Source organism: Caldanaerobacter subterraneus subsp. tengcongensis MB4, from assembly GCF_000007085.1.
GTDB lineage: Bacteria > Bacillota > Thermoanaerobacteria > Thermoanaerobacterales > Thermoanaerobacteraceae > Thermoanaerobacter > Thermoanaerobacter subterraneus.
Genome location: NC_003869.1, coordinates 308567 through 322044, shown reverse-complemented (window position 1 = coordinate 322044; position 13478 = coordinate 308567). Strand labels below are relative to the sequence as shown.

The 13478-nt window shown below is 37.5% G+C and carries 12 protein-coding genes and 1 riboswitch; of the genes, 4 read left to right on the top strand and 8 right to left on the bottom strand.

The window, feature by feature from the left end; genetic code table 11:
• Positions 1-3: 3 nt before the first annotated feature.
• The 8 genes from TTE_RS01475 to TTE_RS01440 form a co-directional block, all read right to left on the bottom strand.
• Positions 4-315, bottom strand: a complete 312-nt coding sequence (locus TTE_RS01475) for a PTS sugar transporter subunit IIB (RefSeq protein WP_011024766.1) — start codon at positions 313-315, stop codon at positions 4-6.
• 27 nt (positions 316-342) lie between these two features.
• Positions 343-1620, bottom strand: coding sequence for a PTS ascorbate transporter subunit IIC (locus TTE_RS01470; RefSeq protein ID WP_011024765.1), 1278 nt, complete (start codon positions 1618-1620; stop codon positions 343-345).
• 22 nt (positions 1621-1642) lie between these two features.
• On the bottom strand, positions 1643-3763 hold the full coding sequence (locus TTE_RS01465; RefSeq protein WP_041587089.1) for a BglG family transcription antiterminator: 2121 nt from the start codon (positions 3761-3763) through the stop codon (positions 1643-1645).
• A gap of 118 nt (positions 3764-3881) precedes the next feature.
• Positions 3882-5048: a pyridoxal phosphate-dependent aminotransferase gene (locus TTE_RS01460; protein WP_011024763.1), complete on the bottom strand. Its 1167-nt coding sequence runs from the start codon at positions 5046-5048 to the stop codon at positions 3882-3884.
• Between the two features lie 103 nt (positions 5049-5151).
• Positions 5152-5595 (bottom strand): OsmC family protein, encoded by a 444-nt coding sequence (locus TTE_RS01455; protein WP_011024762.1) that lies wholly within the window; start codon positions 5593-5595, stop codon positions 5152-5154.
• Between the two features lie 63 nt (positions 5596-5658).
• Positions 5659-5991, bottom strand: a complete 333-nt coding sequence (locus TTE_RS01450; protein WP_011024761.1) for a carboxymuconolactone decarboxylase family protein — start codon at positions 5989-5991, stop codon at positions 5659-5661.
• Between the two features lie 265 nt (positions 5992-6256).
• Complete coding sequence (locus TTE_RS01445; RefSeq protein WP_011024760.1) at positions 6257-7660, bottom strand: ISLre2 family transposase; 1404 nt, start codon at positions 7658-7660, stop codon at positions 6257-6259.
• Between the two features lie 127 nt (positions 7661-7787).
• Positions 7788-8768, bottom strand: a complete 981-nt coding sequence (locus TTE_RS01440) for a lipoate--protein ligase (protein WP_011024759.1) — start codon at positions 8766-8768, stop codon at positions 7788-7790.
• A gap of 217 nt (positions 8769-8985) precedes the next feature.
• A riboswitch (glycine riboswitch) is annotated at positions 8986-9084 on the top strand.
• 50 nt (positions 9085-9134) lie between these two features.
• Between TTE_RS01440 and gcvT the strand changes: the two genes are divergently transcribed.
• From gcvT to gcvPB, 4 genes are read left to right on the top strand one after another with little or no spacing between them, the layout of a single operon-like run.
• Complete coding sequence (gene gcvT / locus TTE_RS01435) at positions 9135-10259, top strand: glycine cleavage system aminomethyltransferase GcvT (protein ID WP_009610505.1); 1125 nt, start codon at positions 9135-9137, stop codon at positions 10257-10259.
• Between the two features lie 12 nt (positions 10260-10271).
• Positions 10272-10652, top strand: a complete 381-nt coding sequence (gcvH, locus tag TTE_RS01430; protein WP_011024758.1) for a glycine cleavage system protein GcvH — start codon at positions 10272-10274, stop codon at positions 10650-10652.
• A 5-nt stretch (positions 10653-10657) separates the two neighbouring features.
• Complete coding sequence (gene gcvPA, locus TTE_RS01425) at positions 10658-11998, top strand: aminomethyl-transferring glycine dehydrogenase subunit GcvPA (RefSeq protein ID WP_009610515.1); 1341 nt, start codon at positions 10658-10660, stop codon at positions 11996-11998.
• Position 11999: 1 nt separating this feature from the next.
• A complete protein-coding gene (gene gcvPB, locus TTE_RS01420) occupies positions 12000-13457 on the top strand; it encodes an aminomethyl-transferring glycine dehydrogenase subunit GcvPB (protein WP_009610509.1) in 1458 nt (485 codons plus the stop codon).
• Positions 13458-13478: the final 21 nt, after the last annotated feature.

The window sequence follows — 13478 nt, the reverse complement described above, 5'->3', positions numbered from 1 at the left end:
CCTTTAAACCTCCCCTTTGTTGCCAAATTTTCTTAGTTCATCTAAGGCATTCACAATTTTTTCTTTCAATTTTTCTTTGTTAAAAAAATCATCTATGGCCACTACCACTTTAGCATCTCCCTCTACTTTTTCTTTATGAAACGTCTGAACAACCAAAATATCCGCTCCTGTGGCTTTTACACTTCCTATATCCGAATGTTCAACTATGGCAGATATACCCAGTTCTTTTAGAATATCTTCTATCATCATCTTTAAAATTAAACTACTTCCCATTCCTACTCCGCAAGCTGTTACAATTTTTATTTTTTCTGACATTAACAGAACCTCCCAATACTTAAATTACTACCCTATTACTAATTTAATCAATTTTCCTACTCCTATAATTAACCAAATAATTACATACCAATCTGGATCCGCTAACACGGCAAGTTCTGGAGCTGTATTGCCAAGCATAGGCCATGTAAGTGCTTGCCCAAATGCCAGGAATAGTCCATTTATCGCTCCACCTAGGACTGCACCTTTCCAACCTCCTACTGCATTCCCAAATACTGCGGCACCAGCTGCAGGGAAGAAAAGCATTATCATTGATGGTACTATAGTAGCAAATCCTGTTAATCCAAATATTACCATGAAAATTAAGAATACTAAAGTAGAACTAATAAACCCTATAAGAACAGCTGTAGGCGCATATGGAAATACCACAGGAACATCCAATGCTGGTCTCGCTCCAGGAATGAGTTTTTGAGAAATTCCTCTAAAAGCTGGTATAATTTCTGCAAGGAAAAGCCTAACACCGTATAATAGAATTGTTATTCCTGCTGCAAATTTAAATCCTTGAATTATCGACCACATAACAAAGTTTAGATCTCCTGCTTGCTTTACTACAACTTCTCTTTCGGCAAAAAAGCTAGCAATAAGCATTATTATGGTAATTATGAAGGCTGTACCTACAGTAATATCTTTCATAAATTCTATCTTCTTAGGCACTTTCATTTTTTCAGTACTCTCTTCCGGTTTTCCTAGCAAGTGTCCAAAACGACCTGCTAAATATGCTGCAATAGAAGAAGTATGTCCATAACCTATTTCATCACTATTAGTCACTTTTTTCATATACTTATGAACATACATAGGCTGGAACGTCCAATAAAGAGCAATCAAAATTGAGCCCACTAATATCAAAACTCCCTGATTAATACGAGGGAAAACTTCTAATAAGCTTGCACTGATAACAAGAGAAATCCACCACATTAAATGTCCTGTAAGATACACAAATCCTGTATTAAAAATCCTTACAATGAGAAGATGAATTAAAAATCCTAATGCCATAATAGAAACTGCTACACTTCCAAAGTTGTTCGTGAAATTTTGCAAGGTGTTTTGAGCTGTCGGAGGAGAGATGTGAAAGGCAGAAGATACTATTGTCTGAAAGGAGACAAGTCCTCCTATAAAAACATCTACTCCTGCCAGCATAATCAATATACCAACCATCGATTTTATAGTTCCAGAAATGGTATCTTCAAAAGATTTCTTTTGCAATACCAATCCTATAAGTGTAACTAGTCCTATTAGAACGGCTACTTGATTAAAAATGTTTTTTACCAGAAAATCAATTAACCACATTATTCCACCCTCCTACATGGATTTATACTTTTTCTTTACCTAATAATTTCAATACTCTATCTACATCATTTGCATTTAATACTGCTTCTACAAATTCCTCATCTCCCAAAAGCTCCACTAATTCAGATAATGCTTTAAGGTGTGAAGAATGATCAATTGCACAGAGAGAAACTACAATTTTTACTGGATCATTTTCTTTGTTCCCAAAGTTAACAGGATTTTTTAGTGTGATTAAACTCATACCTATTTTTCTTGCTCCTGCCTCAGGTCTTGCATGGGGCATTGCTATACCTGGTGCAATTACAATGTAAGGTCCCATTTCTTTTACAGTGTTTATCATTGCCTCAACGTATTGAGGCTCAGCAAAACCATTTTTGACTAACAACTCACCTCCTATCCTTACAGCTTCTTCCCAATCTTTTGCCTCAACATTTAGCTTTATGGTATCTTTTGTCAAAAGGTCCTTCAACACTGGATGAACAACTCCTCTCCTATTTTCATATGATGCTATGTTGAAAAAAATTAGTAAATCTTCTAGCAATTTTTCGCGATCTTTTATTACGCAATGCCTATTTATGATTTCCATAAGCTCGTCTACCACATCCAAGCGCCTTTCTAAAGGCTTAGCGAGGAATTTACTTAATTTTTCTATATCCCTATCCGTGAGAAGAGGATTGACCTCGACTACTTTTACTTCATCACATTTGAGCGGAATAGTAGACACTATCAAGTCTATTTTTTTATCCTTTAAAACCTCTTTAATCTGGTGAAAAGCGATAGTGTCAATTATGTGTACATCAAAAACAGATTGCAATCTGGAAGAAAGGAGTTTTGCTGTCCCTATTCCTGTGCTACATACAACTAATACATTGGGCTTAATAGAAATAGCGGTCTTTTTTCTTTCTATTGCTGCACCAAAATGTATGACAAAATAACCTATTTCTTCTTCATTCAAGTTCCTGCCTGTGTACTCTTCAATAGGCTTTAAGCTCTCCCTAACTATTTCAAAAAGTTCTCTGTAATTAGTTTTAATTTCATCTAGAATGGGATTTTTTAATTTTAAATCGTGCTTCAAGCGGTATATCGTGGGTCTCAAATGATCTAGTAAACCTTCAAAAAGTTGCTGATCTTCTAAAAGGTTTTCTTTTATCCTTTCACTAACATTTCGTATGATTTTTTCTGTAAGAAGCTGATATTCAATCCAGTTTTCATTGAGGTAAGTTTTAGGCTTAGCTACATTGCTTCCTAATAAATGGATAGTGATGTATCCAATTTCATCTACAGGTATTGATACATTAAAGCGGTCTTCTAACATCTTAGCTATATTTGATGCAACAGCGAATTCCTTAGTCATTTCTAAAGCTTTTAATTCCTCTTTTGGCATTACTATATCCTTGCCCAGTTGAATTCTCTTTATTGCAATCGCTATGTGAATCACAAGTCCAGAAAAAGCCGCATCGGAAAAAATTGTCTCCAGCTCTCTTTCTGCTATCTGCACACATTGCTCTATATACGGTATGTCTATATCCTCAAAAAGCTTTGCAATCTGACCACTGCCGCCCAAACTTCGCCCATAGAAAGGTGCCTTTACAATATCCAATGCTTTGTCAATATCTATTGCTTCTGTAAGAAGTTCAATAGCAGCTCTTCTTAACTGCTTTTCATCTCCAACGACTTTTACACCGTATTTGGGTAAAGCTTTAAGGTAAAGCCCTCTTTCCTCTAACCATTCTTTTACTTTTTTTAAATCGCTTATGACTGTGCTTCTTGAAACCATAAGCTTTTCAGCTAAAGTGTTTATTGTGATGTAGTCTCTCTGTTGGATAAGCTCGCTTAGTATTACATTTACTCTTTCTTTTTGGGATAAGTTGTAATAATAAGGAGAAAGAGTGTCTAAGAAGGATAAGGCTTTGTTTCTATGTTCTAATAGTTCAGAAAATTTCACGCCTACATTCGGTTTTCTAATTAATTGTGGCAAATTATTATACTTTAAAAACTCATCAATAGCATCGAGGTCATACCTTATAGTTCTAGAGCTTACATTGAATAATTTTGCAAGCTCAGAAATTTTTATTGGCTCGTTTGAATTGATAAGTTTCATCAAAATTTGTTTACTTCTGTCATTGAGAGTGATAATTATCACCTCTTTTTAAGTAAATTATATTATACTTCTATGATAATGAAAAGCTTAACATTTTTCAATAGAATTGTGGCAAAAGTAAACTATTATTTTGCCAAAAAAATAAAGGAGTCACCCCCTTTTAAAGTTTTGCCATAAATTCTTTCATCCTCTTTACCGCTTCTTCTAAGTTTTCCATTGATGTGGCATAGGCCAGCCGCACATACCCTTCTCCATGTTCCCCAAAGGCATTGCCCGGCACAACTGCAACTTTCGCCTCATAAAGAAGCCTTTTTGCAAATTCCATTGATGTAAGCCCTGTAGTTTTTATCGATGGGAATATATAAAATGCCCCTTTAGGCTCAAAACAGGAAAGCCCCATCTCCCTTACGCTTTCAAGTAAGAACTTTCTCCTCTTGTCATATTCTTCTCTCATTTTTATTATATCCTCATCCCCATTTCTCATAGCCTCAATTCCCGCATACTGACACATTGTAGCCGCAGCTGTAACAGCGTATTGATGAAGTTTAGCTATATGTTTGGTAAAATGCTCAGGAGCAGCTATATACCCGAGACGCCATCCCGTCATAGCGTAGGATTTTGAAAATCCGTTAATGGTAATAGTTCTTTCCCACATGCCAGGCAGGGAGGCAAAACTTGTATGCTTAAATCCACCGTATACCAATTCGGAGTAAATCTCATCTGTTACTACAATAAGGTCATGTTTTTCTACTACTTTGGCTATCTCCTCTAAAGCCTCTTTTGGCATTACTGCTCCTGTAGGATTGTTTGGATAGGGTAATATCAAGACTTTTGACCTTTCGGTTATATATTTTTCCAGCACATCTGCTCTTAATATAAAGTCGTCTTCTTCATAAGTAGGAACAAAAACTGATTTTGCTCCAGCTATAACAGTGCAGGGATGATAAGCTACAAAAGAGGGTTCTGGTATTAGCACTTCGTCCCCTTCTTCTGCCAAGGTGCTTAAAGTTACATATATTGCTTCTGTAGCCCCTATTGTAACTAAAATTTCTTTTTCAGGGTCATAATATAGGCTATACCTTCTTTTTAGATAATCTGCAATTTCTCTTCTAAGCTCAATGAGTCCTGCGTTCACAGTGTACCCTGTCATGCCCTCATCTAAAGCCTTTTTTGCCGCATTTCTTATGTGCTCTGGTGTTATAAAATCTGGCTCTCCAATGGCAAGAGAAATCGCCCCTTCAACTTCTCTAGCCATGTTAAAAAAATACCTAATTGTGGATATTTCTATGGCCTTTGCTCTTTTGGCAATCCTGTCTTCAAAGTTCATTTCTAATCCCCCTGTCTTATAAAAATTTCTACTATTATACTTCTACAAAAATACTAAAAATCCTTTAAAAATAAAAAAATTACCCGCCAAGAAGGCAGGTTTTTTACTCAATTACTACATCAGATAATACAAGCCTCACGGGATTTGCGAGAGAATCACCTACTGGGCAGGTGTTTTCAATAAATTTAACAAACTCTTCTATTTTCTCTTTTGGCGAGTTAGATTTTATGTGCATCTTAAACCTTATCTCTTGAAAACCAGGTCTTACACCAGGTTTCCCCATAAATCCATCTGTGTCAAGGTCACCTTCTAATTCCACCCAGAAATCTTGCAGGTCTATTCCTTTTGCTTTTGCAAAAGCTGAAGCAACAATTGTTTGACAAGAACCCAAAGCGCAGAGCAATGCTTCCACAGGATTCATCCCTTTATTTGTACCGCCTAATTCTTTTGGCTCATCTAGCACTATTTTGAAACCTCTTACCTCACTTTCAACCGCTAAACCTTCTGGCAACTTTCGTGAAACTGCTTTAAATGTTTCAATTGCCATTTAAGACTCCTCCTTTTTACATTTATCGCATTTTTATCATTTTAGACGGCTTTTTAATGGATTTTACTTTACAGCCTGTTCTAAAACCTTTATAGCCTCAGTCGCATATGCCACACCAGGTCCTCCACTCATAAGTACAGCTACTCCCAGTGTCTCCATTATTTCTTCTTTTGTAGCTCCTGCCTGAAGTGCAGAATTCACATGAGCAAGTATGCAGTAAGAGCACCTAATTGCAACAGCAATTCCAAGCGCAATAAGTTCCTTTTCTTTGGCAGACAACGCTCCATTTTTTGTAGCGGCATGGTGTAGTTGATTAAAAGCTCTCATGACTTCAGGAATTTCTTTTCCCATCTCCCCCATTATTCTCTCTAAATCCTTCATGTCAAGGTTTGCCATAAAATCACCTCCATTTTTAGTTTTTCTCATCTAAACAAACATCATACAGTTTTTCCTTCCCTTCCCTTCCCTTACGGGAGGGGGTAAAATTTTGATAAAATAAAAACGATAATTGTTTGACAATTTTCTTTTGATTATATTTTATCACTCTTACGTTAAAAATTCAACAAGCTCAGGTAAAAAGATAGTGTCAAGATACTGTAGGATTTTTTTAAGACAACCCCTGAAACTTAGTTAATTTCAGCCTTCAACTTATCATGCTTTTTTATATAACTTGTGCATATTTTAATGCTCTTAAAACCCTATATATTGGCGTTACTTTCCCTATATTCAAAACTGTAATATTGTTTATCTTTTCATTTGTAGACGTTTTAACTCTCCTTACCGCTTCTTTTATTTGCTTCTTCGTTAATTTGTAACTTCCTGCATTTATATTCTTTTTCTTGCCCCATTCTACTTCTCTTAAGTCTCCTCCATTCTTGCTAAATACCCTTAATTTCGCCATTAGTTTTAATCCTTCTCTGCTCCACCCTAATGGATTCCTGCTTAGTCTTGCTGAAAATACATGGCTTATATGTCCTTCTGCACTGCACCCTATTACATCTTCGTCTTCACTGTATATCTTTATCCCTTCCCAATTGTTTAGTATGTATTTCTTTGCTTCTTTTATCTTCTCTTTCTCTCTCTCTTCCTCTGCTGCCTTTATTAACTCATCAAATACCTTCTTTACTCCTTCTTTATCCCCTTCATTTATTGCTCTCCATATCTTATCCCTATACTTTGGCTCTTTTGATGTAGCTTTTAATACGTATTTGTTTAAATGATATCTGTCTAGTACAAACCTTGATTTTAATATCCATTTTAATCCCTCTTTTATCCACGGTGCCCCATCTCCTGCTATGTATATCTTCTCTATCTTCTCTTCTTTGTAATTGTCTTCTATGTAATTTGCTACATCTATCCATATGTCTTCAGGTTTCTCTCCTACATATGCTTTGTAATAGACATTCTTCAGTACGTTCCTTCCGTTTTTCTCTTCTCTACCTTCATGTATGTATACTAATCGTGGAGTTTCATCTCTCCCGTCCTGTAAAGGTACATGGTCCTCGTCTGCCTCTATGTATAAACCCCTTACTTCTTTCTTTTCTTTTATTTCTCTCTTTACTTCTACTTCCCCTATTTCCCTTATTGCATTTAATACCGTCTGTTTACTTAACTCCTCTGGACATGCTTTTTTACTACTTCTCTCATATGATTCTTCTATTGCGTTTTCTACTAACTTTATCTTTACTCCCTTTTCTATCCTATCGTGCCGTCCTATCTCTAATGCATCATCCACCAAATATGTATATCTCCCATCCTCTTTAGATTTGTAATATGTCCTCTCATATTCAATATCCCCAAGGACTGTCGTTAATCTCTTTTTATCTTTCCTCTCTACTACCCATTTTTCTTTCCTTCTCTTGTCTTCTTTTATTATCCTATCTAACTCTTCAATAATTGCTTCTATTGCCCCTCTACCTAGTTTGTCCGTGAGTTCCTTTATCCTTGCTACAAGCTCTGTAATATTCATTCCTTTGTTTAACAAATCACCAAAAATTTCTACTACTTCCTCAGTGAAATTTAGAGCATTTTGTAGTATAATATCCTCAAAGATATGTTTTTTCACAAGAGACACCCCTTTCGTGTTTTTTGGTTTTCCACAATCTATTTTATCACAGGGGTTGTCTCTTGTTTTTTTCACTCAAAAAATCCTACGATAATTTTACACTATGAGGTAAAAAAAGAAAAAATTTTTAAAACATCACCTCAATCAAATTATCAATAGTTATATTTGCCATATAATCTTGAAGATTTATCTTTGAAAGAGCCTTCCTCACCTCTTCCTCAGAGTGCTTTACCCCTTTTAATAAATCCTCCACTTCAGAAATGTCGTACTTCCCAAAGAAATCTCCGTATATTTTTACATCTTTTATTATACCCTTTTCTACATTTAGATTGACTTCTACAGTACCGCCGGGGAATTTTTTCTCATGCTTCATTTTATAGTCGGGAGAAGACCCGAAATTCCACTCCCAAGTGCCGTATTTCTCTTCTACTAATTTGTTTATCTTTTTTAAATCCTCTTCTGTAAATTCGTACATCTCTCCTCCGCCAGTTTGCTCCTTTATGTGTTCCATTATTAAATTTATAAATTCCTCTATAGTGATAGGCTCTTTTAAATATTCGCTTATATTCGCCACTCTTTTGGATACAGACTTAACTCCCTTATCTTCAAACTTAACAGGCCTCACCTTTAAAGCAGCTGACAGGTCTGTAATATTTGATGAAAAGAGCAAAGTTCCGTGGTGCAGAATCCTATTCTTGTAATAATACTGGGCATTTCCAGATATCTTTTTCCCATCAATGGTTATATCATTTCTGCCGGAAAACTCTGCTTCCACTCCTAATTTTCTAAGAACGTCTATAATAGGCTGTGCAAACCTTTTAAAATCTGTAAATCCACCCTCATCTGCATTTACAATAAACGTAAAGTTTAAGTTGCCTAAGTCGTGAAAAACCGCCCCTCCCCCTGATAGCCTTCTGACAACGGGAATTTTGTGTTCTCTTACATAGTCCAAATTTATCTCTGCCAGAGTATTTTGATTTTTGCCAACTATTATGCTGGGTTCATTGCGCCAGAGCATAAAGCATTCGTCTTTGAATTCCTTTAAAACGTATTCTTCAGCTGCCAAGTTGAAATAGGGATTTGTGTTTTTGTTATAAATATACAGCATACACTCCACCCCTCGTCTCAATTTTAACGATTGTTGACTTAAAGTCTATGGATAATATATAATGATGGTAAAAGTATAGCATAATTTTAAAAAAAATTGAATACTGTCTAGATGAAGATAGCGAGAGATTATCTTCCATAAATGGAAGATAGCCGAAGGGGAAATACAAAGGCCCGCCAAGCCTTTGTAGAAGCTCTCAGGCGGCAGGATCGCTATCGGATAGGCCTCTGGAAAGTCTCGTAAAGAGCACCGAAGGAGCAATACATATGGAAGGCCATATGTAGAAGCTCTCAGGTAGAAAAACAGAGGAGTTGTGATGGCACTTAATCTTTTCGTGCTCACTCACAGCTCCTCTGTTTAAATTTTATGAAAGGGTGTGATAGTTTGGATAATCTCAAAAAAACCCCATTGTATGAAATTTATCCTAAGTACAATGCAAAAATAATAGACTTTGCCGGCTGGGCAATGCCAGTTCAATTCGAAAGCATAATATCAGAACACGAAGCTGTCAGAAATGCAGCAGGCCTTTTCGATGTATCCCATATGGGAGAAATAATTGTAAAAGGAAAAGATGCGTTTCCTTTCCTCCAGAACCTCCTCACAAATGACCTTTCCAAGTTAAATGACAATCAGGTGCTTTACACTTTCATGTGCAATCACAACGGAGGAGTAATTGACGACCTTCTAGTCTACAAGTATTCCAACAACTACTATCTTTTAGTAGTTAATGCAGCAAACATAGAAAAGGATTACAAATGGATGCTGAACAATGCAGGAATATACAAAGTGGAAATTGAAAATGTGTCAGATAAGATAGCAGAACTAGCAATTCAGGGTCCAAAAGCAGAAGAAATCCTTCAAAAATTGACTGATGAGGACCTATCACAGATCAAGTTCTTCTACTTCAAAGATAAAGTAAAAATTGCTGGTGTAGAATGCTTAGTTTCCCGCACAGGTTACACTGGTGAAGACGGATTTGAAATTTATATGCCAAATGAACATGCTGTCACCCTTTGGGAGAAAATTTTAGAGGCGGGCAAAGATTACGGCCTCAAGCCGGCAGGTCTTGGCGCAAGAGATACACTTCGCTTTGAAGCAGGTTTGCCTCTTTATGGAAATGAATTAGGAGAGGACATAACTCCTTTAGAAGCAGGTTTAGGATTTTTTGTGAAGTTTGACAAAGGAAATTTTATTGGAAAAGACGCTCTTTTAAAACAGAAGGAACAAGGATTAAAGAGAAAACTGGTAGGATTTGAAATGATAGGCAATGGAATTCCAAGACACGGGTATGAAGTACAGGCTGATAATCAAAAAATTGGCTATGTGACTACGGGTTATTTCTCTCCAACTCTTAAAAAGAACATAGGACTCGCTTTGATTGACTCAAAATACGCCCAAATAGGAAATCAAATTGAGGTAATAATAAGAAATAAGCCGCTTAAAGCGGTGATAGTAGATAAGAATTTCTACAAGAAAAATTACAAAAAATAGGAGGGTTTGAACATGGAAGTTTTAGAAGGCCTTTATTATTCAAAAGACCATGAGTGGGTAAAAGTAGAGGGAGACAAGGTATACATAGGAATCACAGACTATGCTCAGCATTCACTGGGAAACATCGTTTACGTTGAACTTCCGGAGGTAGGATCTGAACTTTCTGCTGGAGATGTACTTGGAGTAGTAGAATCTGTAAAAGCTGCTTCAGACGTGTACACTCCAGTAGACATAAAAGTGTTGGAAGTAAACAATTCTCTGGTGGAAGACCCATCCCTTATAAACAATGACCCATATGGAAGCTGGATGGTGATAGCAGAGCTTAAAGACAAATCTCAGTTAGATAAACTAATGAAGGCCGATGAGTACAGAAAATTCTTAGAGGAGGAGTGATAGTTATGTTTCCGTATCTCCCCATCTCCTCCGAAGATGAAAAGGAAATGCTAAAAACCATAGGAAAAAACTCTATTGAAGAATTATTTGAAGTCATCCCAAAAGAGGTTAGGCTAAATCGCCCCTTAAATTTGGGAAAACCCATGTCAGAGCTGGAGGTTAGAAAGCGCTTAGGAAGTTATGCAGATGAGAATAAAAATTTAAGCCAGCTTGTGAGCTTTTTAGGCGCAGGAGTGTATGACCACTACATCCCTTCTGTTGTAAAACACATAATCTCAAGGTCAGAATTCTACACGGCTTACACCCCATACCAGCCAGAAATAAGCCAGGGAACACTTCAAGCCATTTTTGAATACCAGACGATGATAACAAACCTCACGGGAATGGAAGTCACCAACGCTTCCATGTACGATGGAGCAAGCGCCTGTGCAGAGGCTGCAATGATGGCCTGTGACGCTACAAAAAGGAAATCTATAATAGTGTCAAAGACTGTAAATCCAGAGACAAGAAAGGTTTTAAAAACCTATATGCATTTTAAAGAAGTGGAAGTAGTAGAAATAGAAGATGCGGATGGAGTAACTGACATTGAAAAATTAAAAGAAGTGATTGGCCCAAACACCGCAGCAGTCATAGTACAGTACCCCAACTTCTTTGGGATAATTGAAAACTTGCAGGAGATTGAAAAAATAACCCACGAACAAAAGGCCATGCTCATCACCTATGTACATCCAATACCTCTGGGAATTTTAAAATCACCTGGAGAAATCGGTGCAGACATAGCAGTAGGAGACGGTCAATCCCTTGGAAATGGACTCCATTACGGAGGACCGTACTTGGGATTTCTGGCAACTACTCAGAAGCTTCTTCGCAGAATGCCTGGAAGAATAGTAGGTCAGACAAAAGATGTAGACGGGAAAAGAGGATTTGTCCTCACCCTACAAGCAAGAGAACAGCATATAAGAAGGGAGAAGGCAACTTCTAACATATGCTCTAACCATTCTCTAAATGCTTTAACTGCTGCAGTATATCTCGCTACAATAGGCAAAAAAGGGATTAAGGAAGTAGCTTACCAGTGCTTGCAAAAAGCTCATTATGCTTATACAGTGCTCACTGAGTCAGGCAAGTATAAACCAGCTTTTAACAAACCTTTCTTCATGGAATTTGCTCTTAAAACAGACAAAGATGTAGCCGAAATAAACAAAAAGCTTTTAGAAGAAGGGATACTGGGCGGTTACGACCTCCAGAGAGATTACGAAAAGTACAAAAATGTCATGTTGCTTGCATTTACTGAAAAGAGGACAAAAGAAGAAATTGATAGGTTAAAATCTCTCCTGGAGGTGATGTAGGATGTTAAAAGAGTACAACAGCCTCATATTTGAACTTTCAAAAGAGGGAAAAAAGGCTTATACTCTTCCACCCCTTGATGTGGAAGAAAAGCCTTTAGAAGATATGCTCCCTAAGGAAATGCTCAGAGAAAAAGAAGTGGATTTACCCGAAGTGAGCGAAGTTGACGTAATAAGGCATTACACTCTTCTATCCCAGAAAAACTATGGTGTAGATATCGGATTTTACCCATTAGGCTCCTGTACTATGAAATACAATCCCAAGATTAATGAAGACATGGCTTCTCTTCCCGGCTTTACAGAACTTCACCCGTATCAGCCGGAAGAAACCGTGCAAGGCGCATTAAAGCTCATGTACGAGCTAGAAAAGGCTCTTTGCGAAATCACAGGTATGGATAGATTTTCACTGCATCCTGCAGCAGGAGCCCACGGCGAACTCACAGGTTTGATGATAATAAAAGCATATCACGAGCACAGGAATGATAAAAAGCGCAAAAAAATAATAGTACCAGATTCTGCTCACGGTACAAATCCAGCCAGTGCAGCAGTTGCTGGCTTTGATGTGATTGAAATAAAGTCAAATAAAGAAGGGGCCATAGACCTAGAAGCATTAAAAGCGGTTTTAAATGATGAAGTAGCTGGCCTCATGCTCACAAACCCAAGCACGCTAGGCCTCTTTGAGGAAAACATTGTGGAAATAGCAAGACTCGTGCATGAAGCAGGCGGACTCCTTTATTACGATGGTGCTAACCTAAATGCAATAATGGGAATAAGCCGTCCTGGAGATATGGGATTTGACGTAGTGCATCTAAACCTCCATAAAACTTTCTCAACTCCTCATGGAGGTGGCGGTCCTGGTTCCGGCCCTGTAGGAGTCAAAAAAGAATTGGCAGATTTCTTACCTGTCCCAACTGTAGAAGAAAAAGATGGCAGATACTTCCTCGACTACGATAGACCACTTTCAATAGGAAAAGTGAGAAGCTTCTACGGCAACTTCAATGTGATGATAAAGGCATACTCTTACATCCTCACAATGGGAGCTGAGGGATTAAAGAGGGCAAGTGAACTGGCAGTATTAAATGCCAATTACTTAAAAGAAAAACTAAAAGGGTATTACAAAGTGGCAGTAGATAAGACTTGCATGCACGAATTTGTACTGGCAGGACTCGCCGAAAAATCAGGTGATGTGAGGACACTCGATGTGGCAAAAAGGCTCATAGACTACGGCTTCCATCCGCCAACCATATACTTCCCTCTGATCGTGGAAGAAGCTCTCATGATAGAGCCTACAGAGACAGAAACTAAAGAAACGCTGGACGCTTTCGCAGAAACGCTTATAAAAATAGCTAAAGAGGCAAAAGAAAATCCAGAGCTTTTGAAAGAGGCTCCTCACAACACTCCTGTAAGAAGGCTTGATGAAGTGCTGGCTGCTAGAAATCCTGTCATCAGGTGGACAAAATAAAGGAGGACCATCGAGAGAAGC

Bases quoted from the DNA above. Each gene is read 5' to 3' on its own strand.
- TTE_RS01470 (WP_011024765.1), bottom strand. From the start codon at position 1,620: ATGTGGTTAATTGATTTTCTGGTAAAAAACATTTTTAATCAAGTAGCC.
- gcvPB (WP_009610509.1), top strand. From the start codon at position 12,000: ATGTTAAAAGAGTACAACAGCCTCATATTTGAACTTTCAAAAGAGGGA.
- TTE_RS01440 (WP_011024759.1), bottom strand. From the start codon at position 8,768: ATGCTGTATATTTATAACAAAAACACAAATCCCTATTTCAACTTGGCA.
- TTE_RS01455 (WP_011024762.1), bottom strand. From the start codon at position 5,595: ATGGCAATTGAAACATTTAAAGCAGTTTCACGAAAGTTGCCAGAAGGT.
- gcvPA (WP_009610515.1), top strand. From the start codon at position 10,658: ATGTTTCCGTATCTCCCCATCTCCTCCGAAGATGAAAAGGAAATGCTA.
- TTE_RS01460 (WP_011024763.1), bottom strand. From the start codon at position 5,048: ATGAACTTTGAAGACAGGATTGCCAAAAGAGCAAAGGCCATAGAAATA.
- gcvH (WP_011024758.1), top strand. From the start codon at position 10,272: ATGGAAGTTTTAGAAGGCCTTTATTATTCAAAAGACCATGAGTGGGTA.
- TTE_RS01475 (WP_011024766.1), bottom strand. From the start codon at position 315: ATGTCAGAAAAAATAAAAATTGTAACAGCTTGCGGAGTAGGAATGGGA.
- gcvT (WP_009610505.1), top strand. From the start codon at position 9,135: ATGAAAGGGTGTGATAGTTTGGATAATCTCAAAAAAACCCCATTGTAT.
- TTE_RS01450 (WP_011024761.1), bottom strand. From the start codon at position 5,991: ATGGCAAACCTTGACATGAAGGATTTAGAGAGAATAATGGGGGAGATG.